Source organism: Mesorhizobium hawassense, assembly GCF_003289945.1.
GTDB lineage: Bacteria > Pseudomonadota > Alphaproteobacteria > Rhizobiales > Rhizobiaceae > Mesorhizobium > Mesorhizobium hawassense.
This window is the reverse complement of the sequence record NZ_QMBP01000007.1, coordinates 276569-303349: the sequence shown is the minus strand read 5'-3', so window position 1 is coordinate 303349 and position 26781 is coordinate 276569. Positions and strand designations below refer to the sequence as shown.

Sequence of the window (26781 nt, the reverse complement as noted above, 5' to 3'; positions counted from 1 at the left end):
AGAAGAGCGTGTCGTTGCCCGCGACAATACCGTCGCCTTCGCGCGGCTCAGATTGCAACTGCCGCAAAGCCCGATCCGACACCACTTCGTCAAAGCCACCGTCAAGGTCAGGCAATACACTGACGGAACACTCGCAATCTTCCACGGACCGCGCCGCATTGCCACATACACCTCAGATGGCGCACCAATCCTGGACGGATGCTCAATCGGCAGAGCTGCGTGAACCGCTTCGACGCAAAACTGAAGCGGACAAATGACGTGCTACCAAACCGGACAACTTGATTAGCTACCGACAGCCCGGGCGCCTTTCTTGACTCATCCGATTGTCGCCGGTTTCACCGCTTCAAGCATTCTCCCTGATCGGCTGACCCGCTTTTTTCCAGTCGCCTGTGGTGTTCCACCAGCGGTTCGGATTGGCGCGATCGTCAAGGCCTTTGGAACGGCTGGCAAGCAGCGGTTGAATACGGATGACGGGTTCCTGGTAGGAATGGGCCTGGAATATCGCCTCGACGACACGGGCGGCGAGCGGCTGGTCGTCGGCGATCTCGAACGACACTTCGACGGTGCCAGGCCGGCGGCGCAATTCGGTCTCGGCGCCTGCGGCAGCGCCGTCCAGCGGCCGGTAGCGCTCGACGCCGTGCGCCGACTGATAGGCGTTGCTGTCATATTTGCCCATGCGCAGCGGCGTGATCGCCGCCACGGCCTCCATGATGCGCTCGACATCGCCGGCCGGCGCCTGGAATGTGACGAGCAGAAGCAATTCCATCCTGAGGGATTTGGTTTCAAAGCCGCTGTCGATCATCGCAATTCTCCTACCTCGCGTTGGAGGCAGGGTATAGCAGGGGTGCTGCTGACACGGTGATGTCAGGATGCCTGACGCTTCGACGGCATTACCTAGAGAATCTTGCGCACGAGCCTGACCAGGACCAGAAGCATGTAGGCGGCGAAGAAAAGGGCCAGCGACCAGCCGAAACCGGATGGGCCGAAGGCGTCCATGCCGATGCCGATCGCCTGCGGACCCAGCACCATGCCGACGCCGTAGCAAAGCACGAAGGCGGCGTTGGCGGAGGCCAGTTCATGGCCGGAAAGCTGGGAGCCGAGATGGGCAAGGCCGATCGTGTACATGGCCGCCACCACGCCGCCCCAGACGAACAGAAGCGCCGCCATCAAATGCCAGTTCTGCGCGAAGAACGGCATGAAGGCAGTTCCGATCAATCCTACCGTGGCGCAAATCAGGAGCAGGTAGCGCCGGTCGGACACGCGGTCGCTGATCATGCCGATCGGGATTTGCAGCAGCACGTTGCCGAGGCCGATCATGGTCAGAAGCAGCGCGGCGTCGGCCTCCGAATAGCCGATGCGGTTGCCATAGACCGGGAACAGGGCGAAGCCGCCGGTCTCGACCGCGCCGAAAACCAGCACGGCGAAGGTGGCGGTCGGCACCAGCCAGATGTAGCGCAGGAAATGGCTGGTCTCGCTGTCAGCGACGATGGTCGGGCTCTCCTTGCGCGCCGCAAGCACCGGGATGGCGGCAAGTGCCACCAAAGCGATGATGACGCCAAAGGGCCTGAACCCCGAGCTTCCGAGATGGGCGAAGAGCCACGGCCCGGCGGCAAAGCCCAGTGACAGGACCGTGGCGTAGATACCGAGCACCAGGCCGCGCCGATGCGGTGGCGCCGACGTGCTGATCCAGAACTCCGACAGGATGAACAGCACCGTCAGCGAAATGTGCAGCACGACGCGGAGCGGAAACCACATCCAGAAATCCGGCGCGAAATGGAAGCCGACAAAGGCAAGCGCGCCAAGGAAGATCATGACGAGCATGGTCCAGGCGACGCCGAGACGCATGGCAAGAGGGGTTGCGAGCGGCGCCCCAGCGATGGAGGCGAGGCCGGCTACCGCGGTGTTGAGGCCGATCATCGAGGCCGAGTGGCCACGCGTTTCCAGGATGACGCTGAGCAGCGGCATGCCGAGGCCGATGGCGATGCCGACGACGCTGATCGAGGAGATCGCCGCGATCATCGGCAGCCAGTGTACGCGTTCGTCGCCCTGTTCTTGGGTATCGACCGTCATGGGATCAAAATGCTCTGCTTCTAAAGGACTTCGCGGACAAAGCGGTTGCGGACAAGCCGGAAGAACGGCACGGCGCCCCCCGGCCGCAGCAAGGGATCGTCGGCAAGCCGCTTTTCCACTTCTTCCAGGATCATGCCGGTAATGTCGGGGATGTCGGCCTTGCGGGCATCGGCAAGCGGCAGCCAGACCAGTTCTTCCAACTCGTTGGTCGGGCCGCCATCGGGCAATTCCACGGCGACGTCGTGGCGCCAGGCGCTGAAGAATCGCGTGTCGAAACGGCGCACGCGGTTGGGCGGGGTGATGGCGCGGGCGACGAAGCGGAGCACATCCAGCGACGGCACGACGCCATGTTCGACGAAACCTTGCCAGTCGCGCTTCGCGGTCGAGAAGGCGCCCTTGCGGCCGATCAGCAGGCCGGCTTCCTCATAGGTCTCGCGAATCGCCGACAGGGCAATTGCCCGCGCCCGCGCCGGGCTGGCGCGGCCGGGACCCGCGGCCAGCTTTTTCTCTTCGTCGCCTGGCAGGGCGGCGGCGACGACAATGCGGCTGTCGGCCGGATCGGTGCGGCCGCCGGGGAAGACGAATTTACCGGGCATGAAGGCGTGGCCTGCATGGCGCCGGCCCATAAGCACCAGAACGTCGCTGGCCTTGCGATCGAGCAGAATGAGGGTCGCGGCATCGCGCGGACGCAATGCCCGGCCGCTGCGTACGGCCAGGCCTTTATCGAGCTTGTCGACATCCGCCTTGGTCATTCGTTCCATGCGCCCGACCTAGCGGAAACTTCTCGGATGTGAAAGTGGCTTGCGCGCCGTGGCCTTTGCACCAGGGCGGACAGCGATGCATTCCCAGCTTATCAATGGCTCTCGAACTCGTCCTTCTCGCCGCCGAAGCCGTGCATATAAAGCGCCCATTGCAGGCCGATGACAGCGCCCTTGACCGGCTGCAGCAAGACCAGCGCGAGAATGATGGTCAGCGGCACCCAGATCAGCGCGTGCTGCAAGGTCGACAGCGTGGTGGTAGCCTCCACTGCCATGAAGGAGCCAACCACGATGTGGCCGACGATGACGATAACCAGATAAGCTGGAAGGTCGTCGGCGCGGTGGTGATGCAGTTCCTCGCCGCAGACCTCGCACTTGTCGACCGGCTTGACGAAAGCCCGGAACAGCTTGCCCTTGCCGCAATGCGGGCAGCGGCCAAGGATGCCGTGCTTCATCGCCGTCCACAGGGGACGCGCGGCGCGACCGGAATGATGCTCGCCGCCAAAAACCTGTTCTTCCACCGGCAAGTTGCCTGGCATTATCGTCTCCTGCCGCGCGGACCGACGCGCGATTGCGAGGCGCGGGCGCGGCCCTTGGCCTTGTGGAACGACCGCTTCGAGCCGGGCAGGGGCTTCGGGTCGGTCAGCATCTCGAAACGCATCGCGCCAGCCATTGGCGCGACCTCGACCAATCGGACTTCGACGCGATCGGCCAGTTGATAGCCCTTGCCGCTGCGTTCCCCGAAGAGCGAGCGGGCGGTTTCGTCGTAAATGTAGTAATCGCCGCCCAAAGTTGAAACCGGAATAAAGCCGTCCGCGCCGTACTGTGGCAATTGGACAAAGAGTCCCGCCTTGGTGACGCCGGAGATGCGCGCGTCGAACGTGTCGTTGACGCGCTCGGCGAGATAGGCGGCGATCAGCCGGTCGACGGTATCGCGCTCGGCCGCCATGGCGCGGCGTTCCGTGGCCGAGATCAGCGCGGCGACCTCTTCCAGCCTGTCCGCCTCCTGCTGCGTCAGGCCGCCGGGCCCGAGACCGAGCGCCGCGATCAGCCCACGGTGCACGATCAGGTCGGCATAGCGGCGGATCGGCGAGGTGAAATGCGAGTAGCGCCTGAGGTTGAGGCCGAAATGGCCGATGTTTTTCGGCGAGTATTCGGCTTGGCTCTGCGAGCGCAGCACCACTTCGTTGACCAGTGCCTCGTTGTCGGCGCCGCGCACCCGCTCCAGAATGCCGTTGAACTGGCTCGGCCGCATCTGCGCGCCGCGCGCCAGGGACAGGCTGAGCGTATGCAGGAACTCGCGCAGCGATTCCTGCTTGGCGAGCGATGGCGCGTCGTGGATGCGGTAGACGAGCGGCTCTTTCTTGCCCTCCAATGTCTCTGCGGCCGCGACATTGGCCTGGATCATGAACTCCTCGATGAGCTTATGCGCATCGAGGCGTTCCGGCACGATGACGCGGTCGACCGTGCCGTCGGGCTTCAGCAGGATCTTGCGCTCCGGCAGGTCGAGTTCCAGCGGCTGGCGGGAATCGCGGCCGCGCTTCAGCACGCCATAGGCATCCCATAGCGGCTTCAGCACGCCGTCGAGAATCGGCCGCGTCTTGTCGTCGGGGACGCCGTCGATCGCGGCCTGCGCCTGCGGGTAGGCGAGCTTGGCCGCCGGTTTCATCATCACGCGATGGAAGGAATGCCTGAGCTTGCGGCCTTCCGAGGAGAAGGTCATGCGCACGGCAATCGCCGGCCGGTCCTCGCCCTCGCGCAGCGAGCAGAGATCGTTGGAGATGCGTTCGGGCAGCATGGGGACGACGCGGTCCGGGAAATAGACCGAATTGCCGCGCTTCAAGGCCTCGCGGTCGAGCGGCGTGCCGTAGCGGACATAGGCGGCGACATCGGCGATCGCCACGGTGACGATCACACCGCCGGAGTTCTTCTCATCCGTATCGGGTGTCGCGAAGACGGCGTCGTCATGGTCCTTGGCGTCGGCCGGATCGATGGTTACCAGCGGCAGATCGCGCCAGTCCTCGCGGTGGTCAAGCGTCGCCGGCTTCACCGCGTCGGCCTCGGCAATCACGTCCGCCGGAAAGACATGGGGGATGTCGTGGGCGTGGATGGCGATCATCGAGACCGCCTTCTCGCTGCTCAGCGATCCCAGCACCGCCAGCACCTTGGCGCGCGGCAGGCCGAAGCGGGACGCCCGCGCCGGCTCGACCTCGACCAGGTCGCCATTCCTGGCGCCATTCTGGAATTCCTTGTCGACGATCAGTTCCGGCTGGCGCCGTTCGACGGGCTCGATGCGGAACGTGCCGTCCTTCAGCACGCGGAAGACGCCGAGAACCGCGTCGCTGCGTTTCTCGAAGATCTTCATAACCCGCCCCGTATAGCCCGGGCCTGACGGATCGTCGGTCGGGAAGGTTTTTGCGAGCACGCGGTCGCCGATGCCGGGCGCAGGACCGCCGGCACCGCGCGAGACGCGGATGGCGATGACGGGCGGCGAGCCGGCGCCGGTATATTCACTCGGATGCGCCAGGAGCACGCCGTCGTCGTCGCGGCCAAAAATGTCGAGGACGGCGACATGAGGCACGGCGCCCGCGCGGGTAAGGCGCTTCCGCTCCTTGTTGAGTAGACCCTCGTCCTGCAGGTCGCGCAAAATGTCTTTCAGCCAGACGCGGTCGTCGCCGCGTAGCGCGAAGGCCTTGGCGATCTCGCGCTTGCCGGAACGGTCGGGGTTTTCGGCGATGTAGCGCAGGATCTCGTCACGCGAGGGCCGGTAGTCGTCCTTCACCTTGGCCCTCGTGTCGGCGTGGCGCGGATCGCCGTGGCTTCTTCCGGAGATCCTGCGCGCCACGTCCTGCTATCCCTTCTTCGCCGCCCGGCGGAAGGGTTTTTTGCCGCCCCCGCCCTTGGCTTCCTTTTCGGCAATCAGGGTGAGCGCTTCTTCCATCGTCACCGATTGCGGGTCCTTGCCCTTGGGCAGCGTCGCATTGACCTTGCCGTAATTGACGTAGGGCCCGTATTTACCGTCGCGCACGACGATCTTGCCACCGCCATCTGGATGGTCGCCCAGTTCCTTCAGCGCCGCCGGCGTGGCGCCATTGCGGCCGCCCTTGCCCTTCTGCTGCTTCTCGGCGATCACCGAGACGGCGCGGTTCAAGCCGATCGAGAATACGTCCTCGATGCTTTCCAGATTGGCATAGGTGCCGTCGTGCAGCACGAAGGGGCCATAGCGCCCAAGACCGGCCGAGATCATCTTGCCGGTTTCCGGATGTTTTCCAACGTCGCGCGGCAAGGCCAGCAGCGCCAGCGCCTTCTCGTGATCGATCGTCTCGGGCGTCCAGCCCTTGGGCAGGCTGGAGCGCTTGGCCTCCTTGCCTTCGCCTCGCTGGATATAGGGGCCGAAACGGCCGCTGCGCAGCGTTATTTCCTCGGCGGTGTAAGGGTCCTTGCCGAGCAGCTTGACGCCGTCATCGCCATTGCCGTTCTCGCCATTGGGATTGGCGGCGTCGCCGAGCTGGCGGGTGTAGGAGCACTCAGGATAGTTCGAGCAGCCGACGAAGGCGCCGAACTTGCCGAGCTTCAGCGACAGATTGCCGTTGCCGCATTTCGGGCAGATGCGCGGATTGGAGCCATCCTCACGCTCGGGGAACACCAGCGGTGCCAGCTCGTCATTGAGGGCGTCGAGCACATCGGTGACGCGCAGCTCCTTGATGTCGTCGACGGCGCCGGAGAAATCCTTCCAGAAGTCGCGCAGCACATCCTTCCAGGCGAGCTTGCCGTCGGAAATCTCGTCGAGCTTTTCCTCGAGCGAGGCGGTGAAATCATATTCGACATAGCGTTCGAAGAAGCTTTCGAGAAAGGCGGAGAGCAGCCGGCCCTTGGCCTGCGGCACCAGCCTGCGCCGGTCGATGGTGACGTAATCGCGGTCTTCCAGCGTCTTCAGGATGGCCGTATAGGTCGACGGCCGGCCAATGCCCAGCTCTTCCAGCTTCTTGATCAGCGACGCTTCCGAGTAACGCGGCGGCGGCTCGGTGGTGTGCTGGGTGGCGTTGATCGCCTGGCGGGCAAGCGGCTCGCCGGCGCGGATCTCGGGCAGGCGGCGGCTTTCCTCGTCTTCCGCGTCCTCTTCCTTCTGGTCGGTATAGGCGGCGATGAAGCCGTCGAAGCGGACGACCGACCCGACCGCGCGAAGCTCGGCGGTGCGGGCGCCATTGACCGCCTCGATTTCGACCGTGGTGCGCTCGATCTCGGCCGGCTGCATCTGGCTGGCGATGGCGCGCTTCCAGATCAGTTCGTAGAGGCGGGCCTGGTCGGCATCGAGATATTGCCGCACGGAAGCCGGCGTGCGCCGGAAATCGGTCGGGCGGATCGCCTCATGCGCTTCCTGGGCGTTCTTGGCCTTGGTGGTGTAGAAACGCGGCTTTTCCGGCAGGTATTTCGCGCCGAATTCGCTGACTATGGCGTTGCGGGCAGCCTCGATCGCCTCCGGCGCCATCTGCACGCCGTCGGTACGCATATAGGTGATGAGGCCGGCGGTCTCGCCGCCGACATCCATGCCTTCATAGAGTTTCTGCGCCACCTGCATGGTGCGGGTGGCAGAGAAGCCGAGCCCTGACGATGCTGCCTGCTGCAGCGTCGAGGTGGTGAAGGGGGGGCCGGGATTGCGTTTTGTCGGCTTGGCCTCGACCGACAAGGCCTTGAAAGTCGCGCCTTCGAGCATCGCCTTGATGTCGTCGGCCTGCGCCTTGTTGCCGATATCGAGCTTCTGCAGCTTCTTGCCGGCGTAGGCGGTGAGCCGGGCCTCGAAGCTGTCGTTGCGCGGCGTGTCGAGGATGGCGGCGATCTGCCAATATTCCTCGCGGATGAAGCGTTCGATTTCGGATTCGCGATCGCAGACCAGACGCAGCGCCACCGACTGCACGCGGCCGGCGGAACGGGCGCCCGGCAGCTTGCGCCACAGCACCGGCGACAGCGTGAAGCCGACGAGATAATCCAGCGCGCGGCGGGCGAGATAGGCGTCGACCAGCGGCGCGTCGATCTGGCGCGGATTGGCCATCGCATCCAGCACCGAGGCCTTGGTGATGGCGTTGAAGACGACGCGGCTGACCGGTTTGTCCTTGAGCGCCCGCTTCTGCTTCAGGACCTCCAGCACATGCCAGGAAATCGCCTCGCCCTCGCGATCCGGGTCGGTGGCGAGGATCAGGCCGTCGGCATCCTTAACCGCCTTGGCGATGTCGGCGAGGCGCTTGCCGGAAGCGGTGTCGACCGACCAGGACATGGCGAAATCCTCGTCGGGCCGCACCGAGCCGTCCTTGGCCGGCAGATCTCGGACATGACCGAACGAGGCAAGGACCTTATAGTTCTTGCCGAGATATTTGTTGATTGTCTTCGCCTTGGCCGGCGATTCGACGACGACGACGTCCATGAGGTCTCTTAATCAGCTGTGAGGTGGCGGAAGAACTCCGCGACGCACGACGAAATCCCACTCTTTTCGTCGCTCACATGGCCGCGCTTTTGCAATCGGTCAAGGGGAGGCGGGCAATTTGCGAAGCGCTCGCCGACGATACACTCTTAGAGTGTATGGCAAAGATCACATTTTTGGGGACAGCGGGGCCTGCGGCGTGAACGGGCGGCGACGGGCAAAAAGATGGCTGGCTGCCGGATCACCGAACCCGACAGCCGGAGCGCGATGGCGTGGGCTCAGTCGGCCTTGACGACGTGCCAGGCGCCGGCGACGCCTTCGCCGGTCATGTCGCCGGCTTTCTTGTCCTTGATGAAGGTGTAGACCGGCTTGCCGTTATAGGCCCACATCTTGCTCCCGTCCTTGCGGTCGACGAGCGTCCATTCGTCATCGGCCTTGGCGCCGGCTTCAGCCTTCAGCGGCGGCCAGTTGCTAGCGCATTTGTCGTAACAGTTGGATTTGCCTTTCTCATCCTTGTCGAAGGTATAAAGGGTCATGCCCTTGGCGTCGGTGTAGATCTTGGTGCCGCCCACTTCGGCTTCCTTCCAGGCTTCCGCGGCCTGGGACGCGGCGGTGCCGAGCAAAAGCGCGGCGAATCCGAGTGCAATCGCTTTCATGACAATCTCCCTGAGAACAAGCACGCGGCAATCGCGCGCTCATCCCAACAACGCGTTGGGGCTGCCGTTTCTTCCTTGGCGAAGCGGCGACGTGCCACACAATGGTGATTGGCGAAGAGCCATTCGCATCGCTATATCGACGCCACCACAGGCAGGGCGGACGAAATGGCATTGGACATCGGCTATGTCAGCGCGGTCGGGGCAGGGGCGATCTCGTTCCTGTCGCCTTGCGTGCTGCCGCTGGTTCCGCCCTATCTCTGCTACATGGCCGGCGTTTCGGTCGATGATTTTCGCGGCAATCAGAGCGTGACGGCGAGGGAAGGCGCGCGCGGCGCGCTGCTCTACGCCTCGCTGGCTTTCGTGCTCGGCTTCTCGACCGTCTTTGTGGCGCTCGGCGCCGGCGCCTCGACCATCGGGCGCCTGCTGCGCGTCTGGCAGGAACCGCTGGCGATGGTGGCCGGCGCGCTGATCATCGTCATGGGCCTCAACTTCCTCGGCATCCTGCGCATTCCGCTGCTGTCGCGCGAGGCGCGCTTCCAATCGCAGGGCAAGCCGGCCAGCATGGTCGCGGCCTATGTCATGGGACTGGCCTTCGCCTTCGGCTGGACGCCCTGCATCGGCCCGGTACTGGGCCCGATCCTGACTCTGGCAGGCGGGCGCGAGACGGTGGGTGAGGGCGCGCTGCTGCTCGCCGCCTATTCGCTCGGCCTCGGCATCCCCTTCCTGATCGCGGCGCTGTTTTCCGGCGCTTTCATGCGCTTCCTCGGCAAATTCCGCGTCCATCTCGGCCGTGTGGAAAAAGCGATCGGCGCGCTGCTGGTCGTCGCAGGCGTGTTTTTTCTCACCGGCGGCGTGCAGAGTGCATCCTACTGGCTGCTGGAGAATTTCCCGGTGCTGGGACGGCTGGGGTAATTTGCGCTTTGTGCGCGATCACTCCGGCACGCCGGCGATGCCCAGCGCCTCGACGTAACGCTCGCCGAACACCTTGTCCTGCCATGGGTTGATCTGTCTCTGCAGGGTGAGCGTGTAGGTTGGGAACGCCTCCATCAGCCGCCGCGCCGCCGCCCGCGCCTCCTCCAGCCGATTGAGTTTGACCAGCGCCATGATCAACACCCGGTGCGAGGAGCCGTAGTTCGGCATCTCGTGCAGCGCGCGTTCTCCCGATGCCAGCGCTTCCTCGTAGCGCTCGAGCATCAGGTAGCTCATGCCGATGCCGGAGAGCGCGATGCCCTTCTCGGGGTCGACCGGGCTAAGCCGCATTGCCCTGTGAAAATGCTCGATCGCGACGAGTGGGCGACCGGAATGTGCGTTGACCCAGCCGCAGCTCGTATGGCCCTGCGCCGAATTGGGATTGAGCAGCAGGGATCGTTCGATCGTGGCCAGCGCCATCTCGTAGTCCTTCGCGCTGTAGGCGATCACCTGCGCGGCGAAGCGGAGGCTCGTGGGGTCGTCGCGCGCTTCCGCCAGGACCTCGCGCGCCATGCGCGTAGCGACCCTGGTATCGTCGGGCTCGTGCCAGCACTGGCTCACGGATATGCTGCGGATATAGGCGCCGAGTGCCTTCGCCAAGTTGAAGGCAGGGTCGATGCTGAGCGCCTCGTTGGTGAGCCGACGCACGTCGGCAAAGCCTTCGCGCGTCATGCTGTAGAAGCGCGGCAGCGCGCGAAGGTAAAGGTCGTAGGCGCTGATGTAGTCGGTCGGCTTCATGCGCGCCTGCTTGATCTCCTCCAGCCGGATGCTCGGCTCGACAGCGCCGACGACGCTCTCGGTCACCTTGTCCTGCAGGTCGAAGATGTCGCACACGTCGCCCTCGAAGCGGTCGGCCCAGACATGGTGTCCGCTGATCGCGTCCACCAACTGCCCACTGATGCGGACCCGCGAACCTGCTCTGCGGATGCTGCCTTCGAGCACGTAGCGGACGCCCAGCTCGCGCCCGACCTGGCGCAGGTCCACCGCCCGGCCCTTGTAGGTGAAGGACGAGTTTCGGGCGATCACGAAGAACGAATTCACCCGGCTCAAGCCCGTGATGATGTCCTCCACCAGCCCGTCGGCGAAGTACTCCTGGTCGGGGTCGCCGCTCATGTTGGTGAAAGGCAGAACCGCGATCGAAGGTTTCTCGGGCAGAGGAGGCGGTGCGGCGCTGGCGTCGGCCTCGACGCGGTAAGCGCGCACGGGCCGCTCGATGTTCTTGAGGCGCAGGTCGCCGAGCGGCGTGAAACCGCAGTCGAGCTTGCCCTGCAGGTGGTCGTAGGCGGTGCCCGAGACGACTACGGCGCCTGGATCGGCGACGCTTTCGAGGCGGGCGGCGATGTTGACCCCGTCACCGTAGAGGTCGCCGTCCTCCTCGCAGACCACGTCGCCGAGATTGATGCCGATGCGGAAGCGAATCCGCTCTTCCTCGGGCGTCTCCGACTCGTGTTCTGCCAAGGCCTGCTGGATCGCCATCGCCGAGGTCACCGCGTTAACGACGCTCGCGAACTCGCACAGCATGCCGTCGCCGGTGAGCTTGACGATCCGACCGTGGTGCTCGGTGACCAGCGGTTCGAGGAGATCCTTGCGGTAGGTCTTCAGCCGCTCGAGCGTGCCGCGCTCGTCGCGCTCCATCAGACGCGAGTAGCCGACCACGTCGCAGGCCAGGATCGCCGCGAGGTGGCGCTGCGCGGTCATTGCACCGCTCGGCCAAGCGGCTGCACGCGAGCCGCCCCGCGTCCATGTCCTGCCAATTTCCAGACGCGCCACGCGCATGGTGTCCATCTCTCCCAGTCTCCGCCCGTCGCCGGTACGGGCCGGAGAAAGCAGCTTGACCTTGCCTTCACGAGATTTCGCTATCCCGCTTGCGAGGCGTGGAGCGATCCAAGTCGCCGCGCGTGAGCAGTTCGGCGTTTTCACGGAAACGCCAAACCGCACTATCTCTTTGTTTTTACGCAACTCCGGACGGAAAAACCGTTGCGGACTTTCCTGAAATTGTTCTAACGACCAACCGACGACATGTTCACGCAGCTCCGGGGACGCTGACACAGCACTCCCAGAAGGCTGGAGATATCTCCCACCTATGTAACCGGCTGACGCCACCGCGGCGGTGCCTTTGTATCGGGCATCCCACCAGACGTCCGCGCTTGAAGACTTCGCTTCGCCGTCTCACCGGAATTTAACCGCATTGGTGCAGCATCACGCCGCTGCTAGCATATGCAGATTCAATCTATTTCAGATGGTTGCCTTCTATGAGCCAGAGATCCTGCCTGTCCGTCATCCTCGCCGCCGGCGAGGGCACGCGCATGAAGAGCGCGATGCCCAAAGTGCTGCATGCCATTGCCGGCCTGCCGATGGTGGCTCATGTCGTGAAGGCCGCCGAAGCAGCCGGTGCGACCGGCGTGGCGCTGGTGATCGGCCACGGCGCCGAGGAGATGCGCAAAGCGGCGCAGAAATTCGTGCCCGAGGCACAGACTTTCGTGCAGGAGAAGCGGCTTGGCACCGCGCATGCGGTGCTCGCCGCGCGCGAAGCAATATCAAAGGGTTATGACGATATTCTCGTCATGTTCGGCGATACGCCGCTGATCGATGCCGGCGCGCTGGCGGCGGCTCGGCAAAAGCTGGCTGGCGGCGCTGCCGTAGCGGTCATCGGCTTTCGCCCGCCGAACCCCACCGGCTATGGGCGTTTGATTGAAAAGGCCGGCCATCTCATCGCCATCCGCGAGGAGAAAGACTGCTCCGAGGAGGAGAAAAAGATCGGCTTCTGCAATGCCGGCATGATGGCCGTGGCGGGCAAGCATGCGCTTCGGCTGCTCGACAAGGTCGGGAACAAGAATGCCAAGGGCGAGTTTTATCTCACCGACATCGTCGAGATCGCCGGCGCGGAGGGCCTCGACGTTGTGGCCACGGAAGCCGGTTTCGAGAGCGCGCTCGGCATCAACAATCGGGCCGAGCTCGCCGAGGCGGAAGCGATCTGGCAGGCGCGCCGGCGGCGCGAGGCGATGCTTGCGGGCGTGACGCTGATTGCGCCGGAAACCGTATACTTCTCGCACGACACCGAGATCGGCGCCGATACGATCGTCGAGCCGAATGTCTGGTTCGGACCGGGCGTCAAGATCGCGTCGGGCACCAAGATCCACGCTTTCAGCCATATCGAAGGCGCGACGATCGCATCGAACTGCGATGTCGGTCCGTTCGCGCGGCTGCGGCCCGGCGCCGATCTGAAGCCGAAGGCCAAGGTCGGCAATTTCTGCGAGGTCAAGCAGGCGACGATCGAGGAAGGCGCCAAGGTCAACCATCTGACCTATATCGGCGACGCGCGCGTCGGGGCGGGTGCCAATATCGGCGCCGGTACCATCACCTGCAACTATGACGGCTTCTCGAAATTCTTCACCGATATCGGCGAGGGAGCCTTTGTCGGCTCGAATTCCTCGCTGGTGGCGCCGGTCGCGATCGGCAAGGGCGGCTATATCGCCTCCGGCAGCGTGATCACCGAAAGTGTGCCTGATGACGCATTGGCCTTCGGCCGCGCCCGCCAGAAGACGATCCCCGGCAAGGGCAAGGAGTTGCGCGAGCGCTTTGCCTCGGCCGCCGCGGCGCGGAAGAAGGCGGCGGCGGAATAGCTTTCAACTGGCGGCTGCGGTCTTGCCGAAGCTGGCCGTCACCTCGATCCTGCCGACGATCGCCTCGTTGAACGCCGGCAGGTCCTCGGCCGGTATCCAATATTCGAGATGCGCCTTGCTGCCGGCATGCTCTACGCGGTAGCCGTCGAGGAAGCTTTTCAGCACATCAAACCGGGTGACGAAGCCAGCGCCGCTCGCCGGCACGTTCCAGTCGCGGGCGATCTGTATGGCATAGGCCTCGGAAAGAACCGGATAGAAGATCGGCTGGTCAGGCAATCGCGGCGGAAATTCACGCATGCCTGAGATCTCGATCAGTTTCAGTTCCTGCGGCCCAACGGGTCGCCAGAGGGTTACGACGGCTTCGGTTCTGTTCATGCCGGCATCCTAGCCCAAAACCCTTGCAGACCAACAACGAGCGCGTGAAAAACCGAGCAATCGCGGTAACCGGATTGCAAGCGCGGCATGTCATGGTGCATGAGTGCGGGGCCGTTCCATTGACACGGAACGAAACGCAAAGTGACTTTCGCGGCGGCCCGGCAATCCCTAGATAACGCTGGGTTTTCCGCTGGAAATCGGGGGCTATCGCATGTGCGGTATCGTTGGAATCGTCGGCCGGCAGCAGGTCGCGCCGCTCATCGTCGATGCGCTGAAGCGGCTCGAATATCGCGGCTATGACTCGGCCGGCGTCGCCACAATCGAGAACGGCGAACTCGGCCGCCGCCGCGCCGAAGGCAAGCTGGTCAACCTCGAACGCCGGCTGAAGGACGAGCCGCTCGAGGGCACGATCGGCATCGGCCATACCCGTTGGGCAACGCATGGCGTGCCGAACGAGACCAACGCGCATCCGCATTTTTCCAACGGCGTCGCCATCGTCCACAACGGCATCATCGAGAATTTCGCCGAGCTGCGCGACGAACTTACCCGCGACGGCTACAGCTTCTCCTCGCAGACCGACACCGAGGTCGTCGCGCATCTGGTGGCGCGCGAACTCGCCAAGGGATCGAAGCCGGTCGAGGCCGCGCACCATGCGCTGAAGCGGCTGCGCGGCGCATTCGCGCTGGCGATCATGTTCAAGGGCGACGAGGACCTGATCGTCGGCGCCCGCAATGGTCCGCCTTTGGCCGTCGGCCATGGTGATGGTGAAATGTATCTCGGCTCCGACGCGATCGCGCTGGCGCCCTTCACCAACTCGATCACCTATCTCGAGGACGGTGACTGGGCGGTGGTGCGCCGCGAAAGCGTGACCATCTACGACATCGACGGCAGGAAGGTCGACCGCAAGCGCCAGCAGTCGCTGTCGACCAGCTTCATGGTCGACAAGGGCAACCGCCGGCATTTCATGGAAAAGGAAATCCATGAGCAGCCGGAGGTGATCTCGCACACGCTGGCGCATTATGTCGACTTCGTCTCCGGTATGTCGAAGCCGCTCGACCTGCCCTTCGATTTCGCCAAGATCAGCCGGTTGGCGCTCTCGGCCTGCGGCACCGCCTATCTTGCCGGGCTGATCAGCAAATACTGGTTCGAGCGCTTTGCGCGGCTGCCGGTCGATATCGATGTCGCCTCCGAATTTCGCTATCGCGAAATGCCCCTTTCGGCCAGCGACGCGGCCTTCTTCATTTCGCAGTCGGGCGAGACCGCCGACACGCTGGCGTCGCTTCGCTACTGCCGCCAGGCCGGCATGAAGATCGGCGCCATCGTCAATGTGCGTGAATCGACGATAGCGCGCGAATCCGACGTGGTGCTGCCGACGCTTGCCGGGCCTGAGATCGGCGTCGCCTCGACCAAGGCTTTCACCTGTCAGCTGTCCGTCTTGGCTGCGCTTGCCGTCCGCGCGGGCGTGGCGCGCGGCACCATCTCGCGCGATGAGGAAAAGCAACTGGTGCGCGAGCTTTCGGAAGCGCCGCGCTTCGCCACCCAGGTGCTGAAGCTCGACGAACAGATCGAGCGCATCTCGCGCGAGCTGTCGCGCTACAAGGACGTGCTCTATCTCGGCCGCGACACCAATTTTCCGCTGGCCATGGAAGGCGCGCTGAAGCTCAAGGAGATTTCCTATATCCACGCCGAGGGCTATGCCGGCGGCGAGTTGAAGCACGGGCCGATCGCGCTGATCGACGAGAACATGCCGGTGATCGTAATTGCGCCGCATGACCGGATCTTCGAAAAAACCGTGTCGAACATGCAGGAAGTGGCGGCGCGCGGCGGCAAGATCATCCTGATCACCGATGCCAAGGGCGCGGCGCAAGCCGGCATCAAGACGATGGAGACGATCATTCTGCCCGAGGTGCCGGAGATCATCTCGCCGATCATCTACGCGCTGCCGATCCAGATGCTGGCCTACTTCACAGCCGTTTTCATGGGCACGGACGTCGACCAGCCGCGCAATCTGGCGAAGTCGGTGACGGTGGAGTAGCACCGCATCCCCACACGACCGATCTGTATCAATTGATGATACATGATCTTGCGACGAGCTGCGTATCAGAGTATGATACAGCGCGTGGGGAAGGCTATTGATCGTTTCATTCAAAGGCAAGACGGTCGTAGAGGTAGCGGCTGGCAGGGCACCTAAGGGATTTCCGCCGGATCTGGTCGCCGGTGCTGAAAGGCGGCTCCGAGCGATTGATAATGCCGTCCAGCTGAATGACCTTCGGTCGCCACCAGGCAACCACTTGGAGGCTTTGAAACGAGATCGCGCCGGGCAACATTCCACCCGCATCAACCACCAATGGCGTATCTGTTTCAGATGGACCGTTGCCGGAGCCGAAGATGTGGAAATTGTCGACTACCATTGAGTGGGCACTTGCCCTAACCCTTTGAGGACACTGAGCTATGCTCAAGTTTGCACGCCCCGTACACCCCGGGGAATTCCTGCGTGAGGAGTATCTAGTCCCGCTCGGCATGAGCGCCGGCGCGCTTGCAAAGAAGCTCAATCTTCCACGCACCCGGATCGAGCGCATCGTCAAGGAAGAGGTTGGTCTTACTCCGGATACGGCGCTTCGTCTCGCCAGGTTCTTCAACACCACGCCGGAGTTCTGGATGAACTTCCAGAAAGCCTACGAGCTGGAGACCGAAGCCAGGAAAATAGCGGCGGAACTTGAGAAGATCGTGCCGCTGGACGCAGCGGCGTGACGATCGCTCTTTAAAAACTTCGCAGTTCCAAACGGGCTCGCGGTTCACTAATCTCGGCGTTGCAACCCTGCGCCGTGGTGAACGCATGTCCGACGCCCTGAAGACCTCTGGCATGACCCGGCTGAGGAACTATTTCCTGACCGGCTTCATCGTCTGCGCGCCGCTGGCGATCACGGCCTATATCGCCTGGTCGCTGATCGGCTGGGTCGATTCCTGGGTGAAGCCCTACATCCCCGCCCGCTACAATCCCGACACCTACCTGCCGTTTCCGGTGCCCGGCTTCGGGCTGATCGTGGCGCTTATCCTGATCACGCTGATCGGCTTCCTGACGGCCAATATCGTAGGCCGCGCCATCGTCAATTTCGGCGAGCGGCTGCTCGGCCGCATGCCGCTGGTGCGCGGCATCTATGGGTCGCTGAAGCAAATTTTCGAGACGGTGCTATCGAACAAGGGTGACATGTTCCGCCAGGTCGGGCTGGTCGAATATCCGCGCAAGGGTGTCTGGTCGCTGGTCTTCGTCGCCAGCGAGAAGGAAACCGAGATCAACCAGAAGCTCGACCAGGAAGGCGATCCGCTGGTCGCGGTGTTCATGCCCTGCACGCCGAACCCGACCACGGGCTTCCTGATGTATGTGCATAAATCCGAGATCGTGCTGCTCGACATGTCGATCGAGGACGGCGCCAAGCTGATCGTGTCGGCTGGCATGGTGGCGCCGGAGGTCAAGGCCAAGCTGGTGACGTTGAACGGCGAGCCCATCGAGGGGGCTTTAGCCAATCCGGCGCTCGGCGCTCAGCCGGCGCGCAGCAGCCGCACCGCCTCGTCGCGCCCGAACAGGTAAAGCAACAGCCTGAGCGCCTCGCCGCGTTCGGACTGCAGTTCCGGGTCGCGCGACAGGATCAGCCGCGCGTCATCGCGCGCGGCTTCGAGCAGGTCGGCATGAAATTCGATGCGCGCCACCTGGAAGCCGGGCGTGCCGGACTGCCTTGTGCCCAGCAATTCGCCTTCACCGCGCAGTTTCAGGTCTTCCTCGGCGATGCGGAAGCCATCCTCGGTCTCGCGCATCACAGAAAGCCGGCGTTTGGCGGTCTCGCCGAGCGGCTCCTTGTAGAGCAGGACGCAGGAGGACGACTTGTCGCCGCGCCCGACGCGGCCGCGCAACTGGTGCAACTGGGCAAGGCCGAAGCGTTCGGCATGCTCGATGACCATGATGGTCGCGTCCGGTACATCGACCCCGACCTCGATGACGGTCGTGGCGATCAATATACGCGTTTCGCCCTGCTTGAAGGCGCGCATCGCCTCGTCCTTCTCCGCGCCCTTCATGCGGCCATGCACCAGGCCGATCCGGTCGCCGAACAGCGGTTTCAGCGAAGCGAAACGGTCCTCCGCCGACATCAGTTTCATTTCCTCGGATTCCTCGACCAACGGGCAGATCCAGTAGATCTTTTGTCCCTCGGCGACAGCGTCGCGCATGCGCCCGACCAGTTCGTCCAGCCGCTCCATCGGCAAGGTCACGGTGCGGATTGGTTGCCGGCCGGCCGGCTTTTCGGTGAGCTTCGAGACGTCCATGTCGCCGAAGGCGGTCAGCACCAGCGTGCGTGGAATCGGCGTGGCCGTCATCACCAGCATGTCCGGCGCATCGCCCTTGGCGGTGATGGCGAGGCGCTGGTGGACGCCGAAACGGTGCTGCTCGTCGACGACGGCAAGAACGAGGTCGCGGAACGTGACGGTTTCCTGGAACAGCGCATGCGTGCCGACGACGATGTCGATCGCGCCGCTGGCAAGGCCTGCAAGCGTCTCCGTGCGTTCGCGGCCTTTTTCGCGGCCGGTCAGGATAGCGAGGCGCAGGCCGACCTTTTCCGCCAGCGGCGCGATCGTCGCTAGATGCTGGCGCGCCAGGATTTCGGTCGGCGCCATCAGCGCCGCCTGGCCGCCGGCCTCGACCGCGCGCGCCATGGCCAGCAGCGCCACCACCGTCTTGCCGGAGCCGACATCGCCCTGCAGCAGGCGCAGCATGCGTTCGGGATCGGCGAGATCGGCGTTGATCTCGCCAAGCGCGAATTCCTGGCTTGGGGTGAGCTTATAGGGCAGGGCGGCTCGTAGTTTCTCGACGATGCTGCCGTCGCCGGTGAGCGGCCGGCCCGAGAGGCGGCGGATCTTTGCTCGCACCAGCGCCAACGATACCTGGCCGGCAAGCAGCTCGTCATAAGCGAGACGGCGCCACGCCGAGCCCTCGACGGCAACGTCGATCGGGTCCTTCGGATAGTGGATTCGGGCAAGCGCATCGCCGAAGGACGGAAACGTATGGCGGCGCATGAAGGCGTCGTCCTGCCACTCCGGCAGTTCCGGCAGCCGGCCGAGCGCCTGGCCGATGGCGCGGCGCAGCACCTTTGCCGACAGGCCCGCGGTGAGCGGATAGACCGGCTCGACCAGCGGCAGACCCTCGGCTTCGCTCGCCAGCACGATATGGTCGGGATGGACCATGGTGGGGCGGCCGTTGAACCACTCCATGCGGCCGGAGATCACGACCCGCTCACTTTCGGGCAGTTGCTTCTGCAGATAGGCGGCATGGGCGTGGAAGAAGGTCAGCGCGACCTCGCCGGTGTCGTCATGGGCGTAAACCCGGTACGGCACCGACCTGTTGCCGCGCGGCGGCGGCTGGTGGCGGTCGACCCGCACGTCGAGCGTGACGATCTGGCCTTCGGCCGACAGTGCGATGCCGGGCCGGTTGCGGCGGTCGATCACGGTGTTGGGCAGCACAAACAGAAGGTCGGCTGCGCGCGCGGTGCGATCGCCGAGATCAGCCGGCACGATCCGCTCGATCAGCAAGCCAACCTTCGGGCCGACGCCGGCGAGCGAGGTGATCGGGACGAACAGGGGATCGAGGATGGAAGGACGCATCGTGTCAGCTTATGTCGCGACGGCGGCAGCGCAAAGGCTGACACCGCTCTCTATCCACGCTATATGCGCCGCTTCGAACAGGGATGCGGCGCCATGACCGGAACACAGCGATCAAGCGAGGGGCTGGACGCGCGCCGCCGCAAGCTCCTGTTCCGTTCCTGGCATCGCGGCATGCGCGAGATGGACTTGATCCTCGGTTCCTTCGCCGATGCCGAGATCGGCGCCTTGACCGGCGACGAAATCGACCAATATGAAAGACTTCTCGAAATTCCCGATACTGAATTTTTCCCAATGGTCACCGGCGAGCGCCCGGTTCCGCCCGATATCGATTGCGCGGTGCTGCAGAAGATCCTGGCGTCGCGCCGGACCATGACATTTTGAAAAACGCATATCCATGAGCCTTATCCCCACAATCGGCCTGCCGAAGGGCCGCGTCGGCCAGTTCACCGTTGACGGCGTCGCCGACGGCTACGAAGCCTTCGCGCTGGTGCAAACGGCTCAGGAGATCGCGCCCGACAAGCCGGTGCTGTTCGTGGCGCGCGACGGGCAGCGGCTGCCGGCGATCATCGAGGCGCTTGCCTTCGCCGCGCCAGGCCTGCCGGTGCTGGAACTGCCAGCATGGGACTGCCTGCCTTACGACCGCGTTTCGCCCGGCGCCGATGCCGCGGCGCGGCGACTCGACGCGCTTTCGTCCATGATTGCGCTGGCGAAGAAGCCGCATCGCGCGGTGATCCTCACCACCGCCAATGCACTGCTGCAGCGCATTCCGCCGGCCGAATTGATCGAGGCGCAGACCTTCCACGCCAGGCCCGGCAACCAGATCGACATGAACGCGCTGATCGCGCGGCTGGAGACCTCCGGCTTCGAGCGCGTGCCGACGGTGCGCGGCCTCGGCGAATTCGCGGTGCGCGGCGGCATCCTCGACCTGTTCGCGCCGGGCTGGAGCGAGGCGTTGCGCCTCGACTTCTTCGGCGACACGCTGGAATCGATCCGCGTCTTCGACGTCGCCACCCAGCGCACCACCGGGCAGCGCAAGTCGATGTCGCTGCAGGCGATGAGCGAGGTCGCGCTGACGCCGGAGACGATCAGCCGCTTCCGCCGCTCCTATATCGAGGCCTTCGGCGCGCCCTCGCGCGACGACGCGCTCTATGCCGCCGTCAGCGAAGGCCGGCGCTTTGCCGGCATGGAGCACTGGCTGCCGTTCTTCTACGAGCGGCTGGAGACGGTGTTCGACTATCTGCCGGATGCGCCCGTGGTCTTCGATCATCTTGCGCACGAGGCGCTGGCCGAGCGGCATACGCTGATCCTCGACCACTATGAGGCGCGCCGGAAACAGGCCGACAGCGCGCTGAAGGACGCCGTGCCCTACAAGCCTGTGGCGCCGGATCTGCTGTATCTGTCGCCGGAAAACCTCAAAGCCTCGCTCGGGCCGCGCGAAGACATCGACTTCACCGTCTTCGACGCGCCCGATGTCGGTGGCAAAAGGGTGTTTCATGGCGGTTCTCGGCAGGGGCGCAGTTTTGCCGAGGAGCGCGCCGACCCGAACATCAATGTCTTCGACGTCGTCGTAAAGCACATTGCCGATGAGCGCGCCGCGCGCCGCCGCGTTATCGTCGCCGGCTGGACGGAAGGCTCGCTCGACCGGCTCGGCCAGATTCTGGCCGAGCATCACCTCGGCAATCTCAAGTCGGTCGCGACACTGGCTGAAGTCGAAAAACTCGAGCAGGGCCAGGCGGGGCTCGCCGTGCTGCCGCTCGAATCCGGTTTCGAGACCGACGAGATGGTCGTCGTCGCCGAGCAGGACATTCTCGGCGACAGGCTGATCCGGCGCTCGAAGCGCAAGAAGAAGGCTTCCGATTTCATCGCCGAGGCCTCGTCGCTGTCTTCCGGCGACATCGTCGTCCACGCCGACCACGGCATTGGCCGTTTCATCGGTCTGCGCACCATCGAGGCGGTCGGCTCGCCGCATGACTGTCTCGAAATCCACTATGCCGGCGACGACCGGCTGTTCCTGCCGGTCGAAAACATCGAACTGCTTTCACGATACGGCTCGGATTCGGCCGAAGCACCACTCGACAAGCTTGGCGGCGGCGCATGGCAGGCGCGCAAGGCGCGGCTGAAACGGCGCCTGCTCGACATGGCCGGACAGCTTATCCGCATCGCAGCCGAGCGGCAGATGCGCTCCGCGCCAACCATGATTCCCGCCGAAGGGCTCTATGGCGAATTCGCCGCGCGCTTCCCCTATGAGGAGACCGACGACCAGCAGACCGCGATCGATTCCGTCATGGACGATCTCGGCGCCGGCAAGCCGATGGACCGCCTAGTCTGCGGCGATGTCGGCTTCGGCAAGACGGAGGTGGCGCTGCGCGCCGCCTTCATCGCGGCGATGGAAGGGTTCCAGGTCGCGGTGGTGGTGCCGACGACCTTGCTGTCGCGCCAGCATTTCAAGACCTTCTCGCAGCGTTTTTCCGGCCTGCCGATCCGCATCGCGCAGGCCTCGCGCCTGGTCGGTTCCAAAGAACTGGCCGAAACCAAGAAGGGGATTGCCGAAGGCACGGTCGACATCGTCGTCGGCACGCACGCGCTGCTCGGCAGCTCGATTTCGTTCAAGAGCCTCGGCCTTCTGATCATCGACGAGGAGCAGCATTTCGGCGTCAAGCACAAGGAACGGCTGAAGGATCTCAAGTCCGACGTGCATGTGCTGACGCTGTCGGCGACGCCGATCCCGCGCACGCTGCAATTGGCGCTGACCGGTGTGCGCGAACTGTCGCTGATCGCCACGCCGCCGGTCGACCGCATGGCGGTGCGCACCTTCATCTCGCCCTTCGATCCGCTGGTCATCCGCGAGACGCTGCTGCGCGAGCGCTATCGCGGCGGCCATTCCTTCTACGTCGTGCCGCGTATCAGTGACCTGGCCGAAATCCATGATTTCCTTCGCGAATCCGTGCCGGAGCTGAAGGTCGCGGTGGCCCATGGCCAGATGCCGCCGGGTGAACTCGACGACATCATGAACGCCTTTTACGACGGCCAGTACGACGTGCTTCTGTCGACGACCATCGTCGAATCCGGCCTCGACATCCCGACCGCCAACACGTTGATCATCCATCGCGCCGATATGTTCGGTCTCGCCCAGCTTTACCAGCTGCGCGGCCGCGTCGGCCGCTCGAAAGTGCGCGCCTATGCGCTGTTCACGCTGCCGGCCAACCGCAAGCTCACCGACACGGCCGAGCGGCGGCTGAAGGTGCTGCAGTCGCTCGACACGTTGGGCGCCGGCTTCCAGCTCGCCAGCCACGATCTCGACATCCGTGGCGCCGGCAATCTTCTGGGCGAAGAGCAGTCGGGCCATATCAAGGAGGTCGGCTTCGAACTCTACCAGCAGATGCTGGAGGAGGCTGTCGCCGAAGTGAAGGACACGGGCGAGGTGCAGGACGGCGGCTGGTCGCCCCAGATCGCGGTCGGTACCGCCGTGATGATCCCGGAAAGCTATGTGCCCGACCTGCAGCTCAGGATGGCGCTCTACCGCCGCCTCGGCGATCTCGAAACCACCGAGGAGATCGACGGTTTCGGCGCCGAGTTGATCGACCGTTTCGGGCCGCTGCCGGAAGAGGTGACGCATCTGTTGAAGATCGTCTTCATCAAGGCGCTCTGCCGCAAGGCCAATGTCGAGAAGCTCGACGCCGGCCCCAAGGGCATCGTCATCCACTTCCGCAGGCGCGAGTTCCCCAACCCGGTCGGGCTGGTCAAGTTCATCGGCGAGCAGGGCTCGCTGGCCAAGATCAGGGCCGACCACAGCGTCGTCTTCATGCGCGACTGGCCGAACGCCGAAAAGCGCCTGGCGGGATCGGCCGTGGTGATGACGCAGCTGGCGCGGCTGGTCGACAAGGCCGCGTAAGCGCACCAGGACCATTCGCCACCACTGAAAAACCCGGCTAGAATAGGTAATCGGCTTGGTGTAAGGAGCCGCGACCTCGTAATGAGGCTGGAATGGCGGGCAAGCGCGTTCGCCGGTTTGTTTGACGCAATTCCGACGGAAATTTCACAGTTTTCCCTGGAGTTGCTCCTAAAGGGCGTTTGGGTGCAGCGATGACGAAATGGTCGCCGAATTCGTGGAGAGCAAAGCCGATCAAGCAGGTCCCGGCCTATCCGGATCTTGCGGCGCTCAAGGCCACCGAAGCTCAACTTGCAACCTTCCCGCCACTGGTTTTTGCCGGCGAGGCGCGCAAGCTGAAGAAGCAACTCGCGGCGGTCGCCGCCGGCGAGGCCTTCCTGCTCCAGGGCGGTGATTGCGCGGAAAGCTTCGCAGAGCATGGCGCCGACAACATCCGCGACTTCTTCCGCGTCTTCCTGCAGATGTCGGTGGTGCTCACCTTCGCCGGCGCGCAGCCGGTGGTTAAGGTCGGCCGCGTCGCCGGCCAGTTCGCCAAGCCGCGCTCGTCCGACAACGAGACGAAAGCCGGCGTGACGCTGCCGAGCTACCGTGGCGACATCATCAACGGCATCGAGTTCGACGCCAAGTCGCGCATCCCGGATCCGGCGCGCCAGGAGATGGCCTACCGCCAGTCGGCCGCGACGCTCAACCTTCTGCGCGCCTTCGCGCAGGGCGGCTATGCCAGCCTGGAGAACGTGCACCGCTGGATGCTGGGCTTCGTTGCCGACAGCCCGCAGGGCGAGAAGTACGAATCGCTCGCCAACCGCATCACCGAGACGATGGATTTCATGCGCGCGGTGGGCATCACGTCGGAAACCAATTTCGCGCTGCGCGAGACGGATTTCTACACCAGCCACGAAGCGCTGCTGCTCGGCTATGAGGAGGCGCTGACGCGCGTCGACTCGACCTCGGGCGACTGGTACGCGACCTCGGGCCATATGATCTGGATCGGCGACCGCACCCGCCAGCCCGACCATGCGCATATCGAATATTGCCGCGGCATCAAGAATCCCCTTGGCCTGAAATGCGGGCCATCGCTGACGCCGGACGGCTTGCTGGAGCTCATCGACCTGCTCAATCCCGAGAACGAGCCGGGTCGGCTGACGCTGATCGCCCGTTTTGGGTCCGACAAGGTTGCCGAGCACCTGCCGAAGCTGGTGCGGGCGGTGAAGAAGGAAGGCCGCAACGTGGTGTGGTCGTCCGATCCGATGCACGGCAACACGATCGAGGCGGCGGGCTACAAGACGCGTCCGTTCGACCGCATCCTCAAGGAAGTGCAGACCTTCTTCGAGGTGCACCGCGCCGAGGGCACGCATCCGGGCGGCATCCATGTCGAGATGACCGGCAAGAACGTCACCGAATGCACGGGCGGCGCCCGCGCGATCACGGCGGAAGACTTGCAGGATCGCTACCACACCCATTGCGATCCGCGCCTCAACGCCGACCAGGCTATCGAACTTGCCTTCCTTGTTTCGGACCTGCTCAAGAAGAGCCATCCGGTGCACCACAAACAGGCTGCGAACGCCTGAAAAGGCTGGAGCGCTTGATCATTGGAGGCGCTGGCAGCCATGTCGGCGCCTTTTTCATTTGGCGGATGGATTCAGTGCGGGCTGCTGGTCATTCCGGGTCGGGCGGTCCGGGCGGGTCGCCCGGGAAACTGGTTCTGCCGGGAGGAATGACGGCGAAGCTGATCTCCATCGGCCGCCGTTTGAGCGACCAGTCGAAAAGCGCCGTCTTGACCGGCAGGCCGGCAATCCAGGCCTGCTGCAGCGGCGTGAGTTTCCAGCCTGTTGGCCAGACCAGCAGCATGCCCTGATCCCGCAGGCGCTGGTCGGTGATCCAGGGGGCAAGGCGCCTGTCGAGGTTCGTGAAGATCGAGGGCTGGTCAGCAGCTTCCAGCCCGGCAAGCTGGGCCACGCCGTCCTCGCCGCCGACAATGCCCAGTGGCCCGGGCACCGTCTCGTGCCAGATCGCCTCGGCCGTTTCCGAGATCGATCGTGCCGGCCAGCACATTGGCTGCGGGCGACCGAGGACATTGCAGCCTGTCCAGCGGGTCGCCGCATAGGCGCTCGATACGCCGACCACGCATAGCAGTGCCAGCACCGTCAACCGGCGCAACTCCGTGGGCCCCAGCCGCTGGCCGAGCAGCGCAACCGCCAGGGCGCCGACCAGATTGTACATCGTGGCGCCCCAGGCTTCGCCGGTGCCGGTAAACAGCGAGGCGACCATGATCAGCAGCGCCGGCCCCAGACCCATCCAGGCCAGGTAGACGATCGCGCGCCGCTCCGGGGCAGGGTCGGTCGGCAGCGGGTCTTGCGCGGACCCTCCCTGCCGTCGCGTTAGGCCGGAAAGAGCGAGAACGACGGGAAAAGCGGAAAGCCCGGCAAGCTGAACGCCGATGTAGTAGAGCCGGGGGCGGTTGGCGATCACCCAGGCGTTGCGATGCGCGGCATAGGTCAGCGGCAGGAAATCGAGGCGGAAAAGCTCGACCGCCAGCGGCGCAACGACGCCCAGAAAAACAGCAAGGCCGAGCCATGGCCATGGGGTCGCCAGGCGGCTTCGGGCACGGGTGTCGTACAACAGCCAGGCGCCACCAAACGCCAGCAGCAAGGCCGTCGAGAACTTGGCGTAGAGACCCAGGCCGGAAACGAGGCCGAGGGCGAGCCACCAGCCAGGCCGTCCGTCACGTGCCGCCCGCCACAAGAGCCACGAGACACCGGCCCAGAAAGGCATCTGCGCGTAGTCATGGTTGAATTGCGGGGTCGGCCAGCCGAAGAAATAGATCGACGGCATCAACAACACGGCCGCGATCGCGCGGGTCGAACCCATGATGTCACGCGCGAGAAGATAGACCAGGACGAAAGTCGTCGAGACCATCAGTTGTGACAGCATATATTGCGGCCAGCGGAATGAGCCGGTCAGCAGATGGCTGATCTCGAGCAGCCAGCAGGGCAGTTGCGGGTGCTTGTAGGTCAGCAGCACCCATTCGCGCCCCCACATGAAACCCTCGACGACGTCGCGTGGCGGCCCAACGTTGACGAGCGCCGGCATGAAGGTCCAGCAAGCGATCTGGACCAGGCACAAAAGCGCCAGCAATCGCCATGGGCGCCGGATCAGGCCGTTCCAGATCGAAGACAGATTGCCCTCCGCCGCGGCCGCCGCGGGCCAAAGGTGAACGGATTCGCTGGTTCTCGACATGCGGGCCTAAAATCACACCGGCGGATTTCTGAACAGTCCGATAGCGAAAGCTTACGAAAATGTATGCTGCCACAACATCGTAAAACCAAGATTGCCATGGAACCCGTCGCCGGCGCTTTGCGCAAGACCGCGGCCGGCT

General features: G+C 64.3%; 20 protein-coding genes. 9 read left to right on the top strand and 11 right to left on the bottom strand.

Annotated features, from left to right (window positions below; all coding sequences use genetic code 11):
• Positions 1 to 343: 343 nt before the first annotated feature.
• The 7 genes from DPM33_RS17325 to DPM33_RS17295 form a co-directional block, all read right to left on the bottom strand.
• Positions 344 to 802: a YqfO family protein gene (locus tag DPM33_RS17325; RefSeq protein WP_112098651.1), complete on the bottom strand. Its 459-nt coding sequence runs from the start codon at positions 800 to 802 to the stop codon at positions 344 to 346.
• A gap of 92 nt (positions 803 to 894) precedes the next feature.
• Positions 895 to 2070 carry an MFS transporter gene (locus DPM33_RS17320; protein ID WP_112098650.1) on the bottom strand — a complete coding sequence of 392 codons (1176 nt, stop codon included), beginning with the start codon at positions 2068 to 2070 and terminating at the stop codon, positions 895 to 897.
• A 20-nt stretch (positions 2071 to 2090) separates the two neighbouring features.
• The gene (locus tag DPM33_RS17315; protein ID WP_112098649.1) at positions 2091 to 2831 is read right to left on the bottom strand and encodes an NUDIX hydrolase; all 741 of its coding nucleotides are present in this window, start codon (positions 2829 to 2831) and stop codon (positions 2091 to 2093) included.
• 92 nt (positions 2832 to 2923) lie between these two features.
• Entirely contained in the window at positions 2924 to 3367 is a 444-nt protein-coding gene (locus DPM33_RS17310; RefSeq protein ID WP_112098648.1) for a DUF983 domain-containing protein, read from the bottom strand.
• A complete protein-coding gene (rnr, locus tag DPM33_RS17305) occupies positions 3367 to 5673 on the bottom strand; it encodes a ribonuclease R (protein WP_112098647.1) in 2307 nt (768 codons plus the stop codon). The genes DPM33_RS17310 and rnr overlap by 1 nt, the downstream gene beginning before the upstream one ends.
• Positions 5674 to 5679: 6 nt before the next feature.
• Complete coding sequence (gene topA / locus DPM33_RS17300; RefSeq protein ID WP_112098646.1) at positions 5680 to 8247, bottom strand: type I DNA topoisomerase; 2568 nt, start codon at positions 8245 to 8247, stop codon at positions 5680 to 5682.
• Between the two features lie 275 nt (positions 8248 to 8522).
• Positions 8523 to 8900 carry a COG4315 family predicted lipoprotein gene (locus tag DPM33_RS17295; RefSeq protein ID WP_112098645.1) on the bottom strand — a complete coding sequence of 126 codons (378 nt, stop codon included), beginning with the start codon at positions 8898 to 8900 and terminating at the stop codon, positions 8523 to 8525.
• Between the two features lie 165 nt (positions 8901 to 9065).
• Between DPM33_RS17295 and DPM33_RS17290 the strand changes: the two genes are divergently transcribed.
• Positions 9066 to 9812 carry a cytochrome c biogenesis CcdA family protein gene (locus tag DPM33_RS17290; protein ID WP_112098673.1) on the top strand — a complete coding sequence of 249 codons (747 nt, stop codon included), beginning with the start codon at positions 9066 to 9068 and terminating at the stop codon, positions 9810 to 9812.
• An 18-nt stretch (positions 9813 to 9830) separates the two neighbouring features.
• Here DPM33_RS17290 and DPM33_RS17285 read toward each other — a convergent pair whose 3' ends face one another.
• On the bottom strand, positions 9831 to 11789 hold the full coding sequence (locus DPM33_RS17285; protein WP_245442195.1) for an adenylate/guanylate cyclase domain-containing protein: 1959 nt from the start codon (positions 11787 to 11789) through the stop codon (positions 9831 to 9833).
• 332 nt (positions 11790 to 12121) lie between these two features.
• On the opposite strand from DPM33_RS17285, the gene glmU reads away from it, so the two are divergent.
• Positions 12122 to 13492 carry a bifunctional UDP-N-acetylglucosamine diphosphorylase/glucosamine-1-phosphate N-acetyltransferase GlmU gene (gene glmU / locus DPM33_RS17280; protein WP_112098644.1) on the top strand — a complete coding sequence of 457 codons (1371 nt, stop codon included), beginning with the start codon at positions 12122 to 12124 and terminating at the stop codon, positions 13490 to 13492.
• 3 nt (positions 13493 to 13495) lie between these two features.
• On the opposite strand, the gene DPM33_RS17275 is transcribed toward glmU, so the two are convergent.
• Positions 13496 to 13867, bottom strand: coding sequence for an ADP-ribosylation/crystallin J1 (locus DPM33_RS17275; RefSeq protein WP_112098643.1), 372 nt, complete (start codon positions 13865 to 13867; stop codon positions 13496 to 13498).
• Between the two features lie 211 nt (positions 13868 to 14078).
• Here DPM33_RS17275 and glmS point away from each other — a divergent pair, with 211 nt between their 5' ends.
• From glmS to DPM33_RS17255, 4 genes are all read left to right on the top strand, one after another.
• Complete coding sequence (gene glmS, locus DPM33_RS17270; protein ID WP_112098642.1) at positions 14079 to 15902, top strand: glutamine--fructose-6-phosphate transaminase (isomerizing); 1824 nt, start codon at positions 14079 to 14081, stop codon at positions 15900 to 15902.
• Between the two features lie 97 nt (positions 15903 to 15999).
• Positions 16000 to 16281 carry a type II toxin-antitoxin system RelE/ParE family toxin gene (locus DPM33_RS17265; RefSeq protein ID WP_112098641.1) on the top strand — a complete coding sequence of 94 codons (282 nt, stop codon included), beginning with the start codon at positions 16000 to 16002 and terminating at the stop codon, positions 16279 to 16281.
• A gap of 37 nt (positions 16282 to 16318) precedes the next feature.
• On the top strand, positions 16319 to 16618 hold the full coding sequence (locus DPM33_RS17260) for a HigA family addiction module antitoxin (RefSeq protein WP_112098640.1): 300 nt from the start codon (positions 16319 to 16321) through the stop codon (positions 16616 to 16618).
• Positions 16619 to 16703: 85 nt separating this feature from the next.
• On the top strand, positions 16704 to 17456 hold the full coding sequence (locus DPM33_RS17255) for a DUF502 domain-containing protein (RefSeq protein ID WP_112098639.1): 753 nt from the start codon (positions 16704 to 16706) through the stop codon (positions 17454 to 17456).
• Here DPM33_RS17255 and recG read toward each other — a convergent pair.
• Positions 17408 to 19516, bottom strand: a complete 2109-nt coding sequence (gene recG, locus DPM33_RS17250; RefSeq protein WP_112098638.1) for an ATP-dependent DNA helicase RecG — start codon at positions 19514 to 19516, stop codon at positions 17408 to 17410. The genes DPM33_RS17255 and recG overlap by 49 nt on opposite strands.
• Positions 19517 to 19609: 93 nt before the next feature.
• Here recG and DPM33_RS17245 point away from each other — a divergent pair, with 93 nt between their 5' ends.
• From DPM33_RS17245 to DPM33_RS17235, 3 genes are all read left to right on the top strand, one after another.
• Positions 19610 to 19897 (top strand): FAD assembly factor SdhE, encoded by a 288-nt coding sequence (locus DPM33_RS17245; RefSeq protein WP_112098671.1) that lies wholly within the window; start codon positions 19610 to 19612, stop codon positions 19895 to 19897.
• Between the two features lie 13 nt (positions 19898 to 19910).
• Positions 19911 to 23408 (top strand): transcription-repair coupling factor, encoded by a 3498-nt coding sequence (gene mfd, locus DPM33_RS17240; protein WP_112098637.1) that lies wholly within the window; start codon positions 19911 to 19913, stop codon positions 23406 to 23408.
• A 191-nt stretch (positions 23409 to 23599) separates the two neighbouring features.
• The gene (locus DPM33_RS17235) at positions 23600 to 24973 is read left to right on the top strand and encodes a class II 3-deoxy-7-phosphoheptulonate synthase (RefSeq protein ID WP_112098636.1); all 1374 of its coding nucleotides are present in this window, start codon (positions 23600 to 23602) and stop codon (positions 24971 to 24973) included.
• An 88-nt stretch (positions 24974 to 25061) separates the two neighbouring features.
• Here DPM33_RS17235 and DPM33_RS17230 read toward each other — a convergent pair whose 3' ends face one another.
• Positions 25062 to 26642 carry an ArnT family glycosyltransferase gene (locus tag DPM33_RS17230; RefSeq protein WP_112098635.1) on the bottom strand — a complete coding sequence of 527 codons (1581 nt, stop codon included), beginning with the start codon at positions 26640 to 26642 and terminating at the stop codon, positions 25062 to 25064.
• Positions 26643 to 26781: the final 139 nt, after the last annotated feature.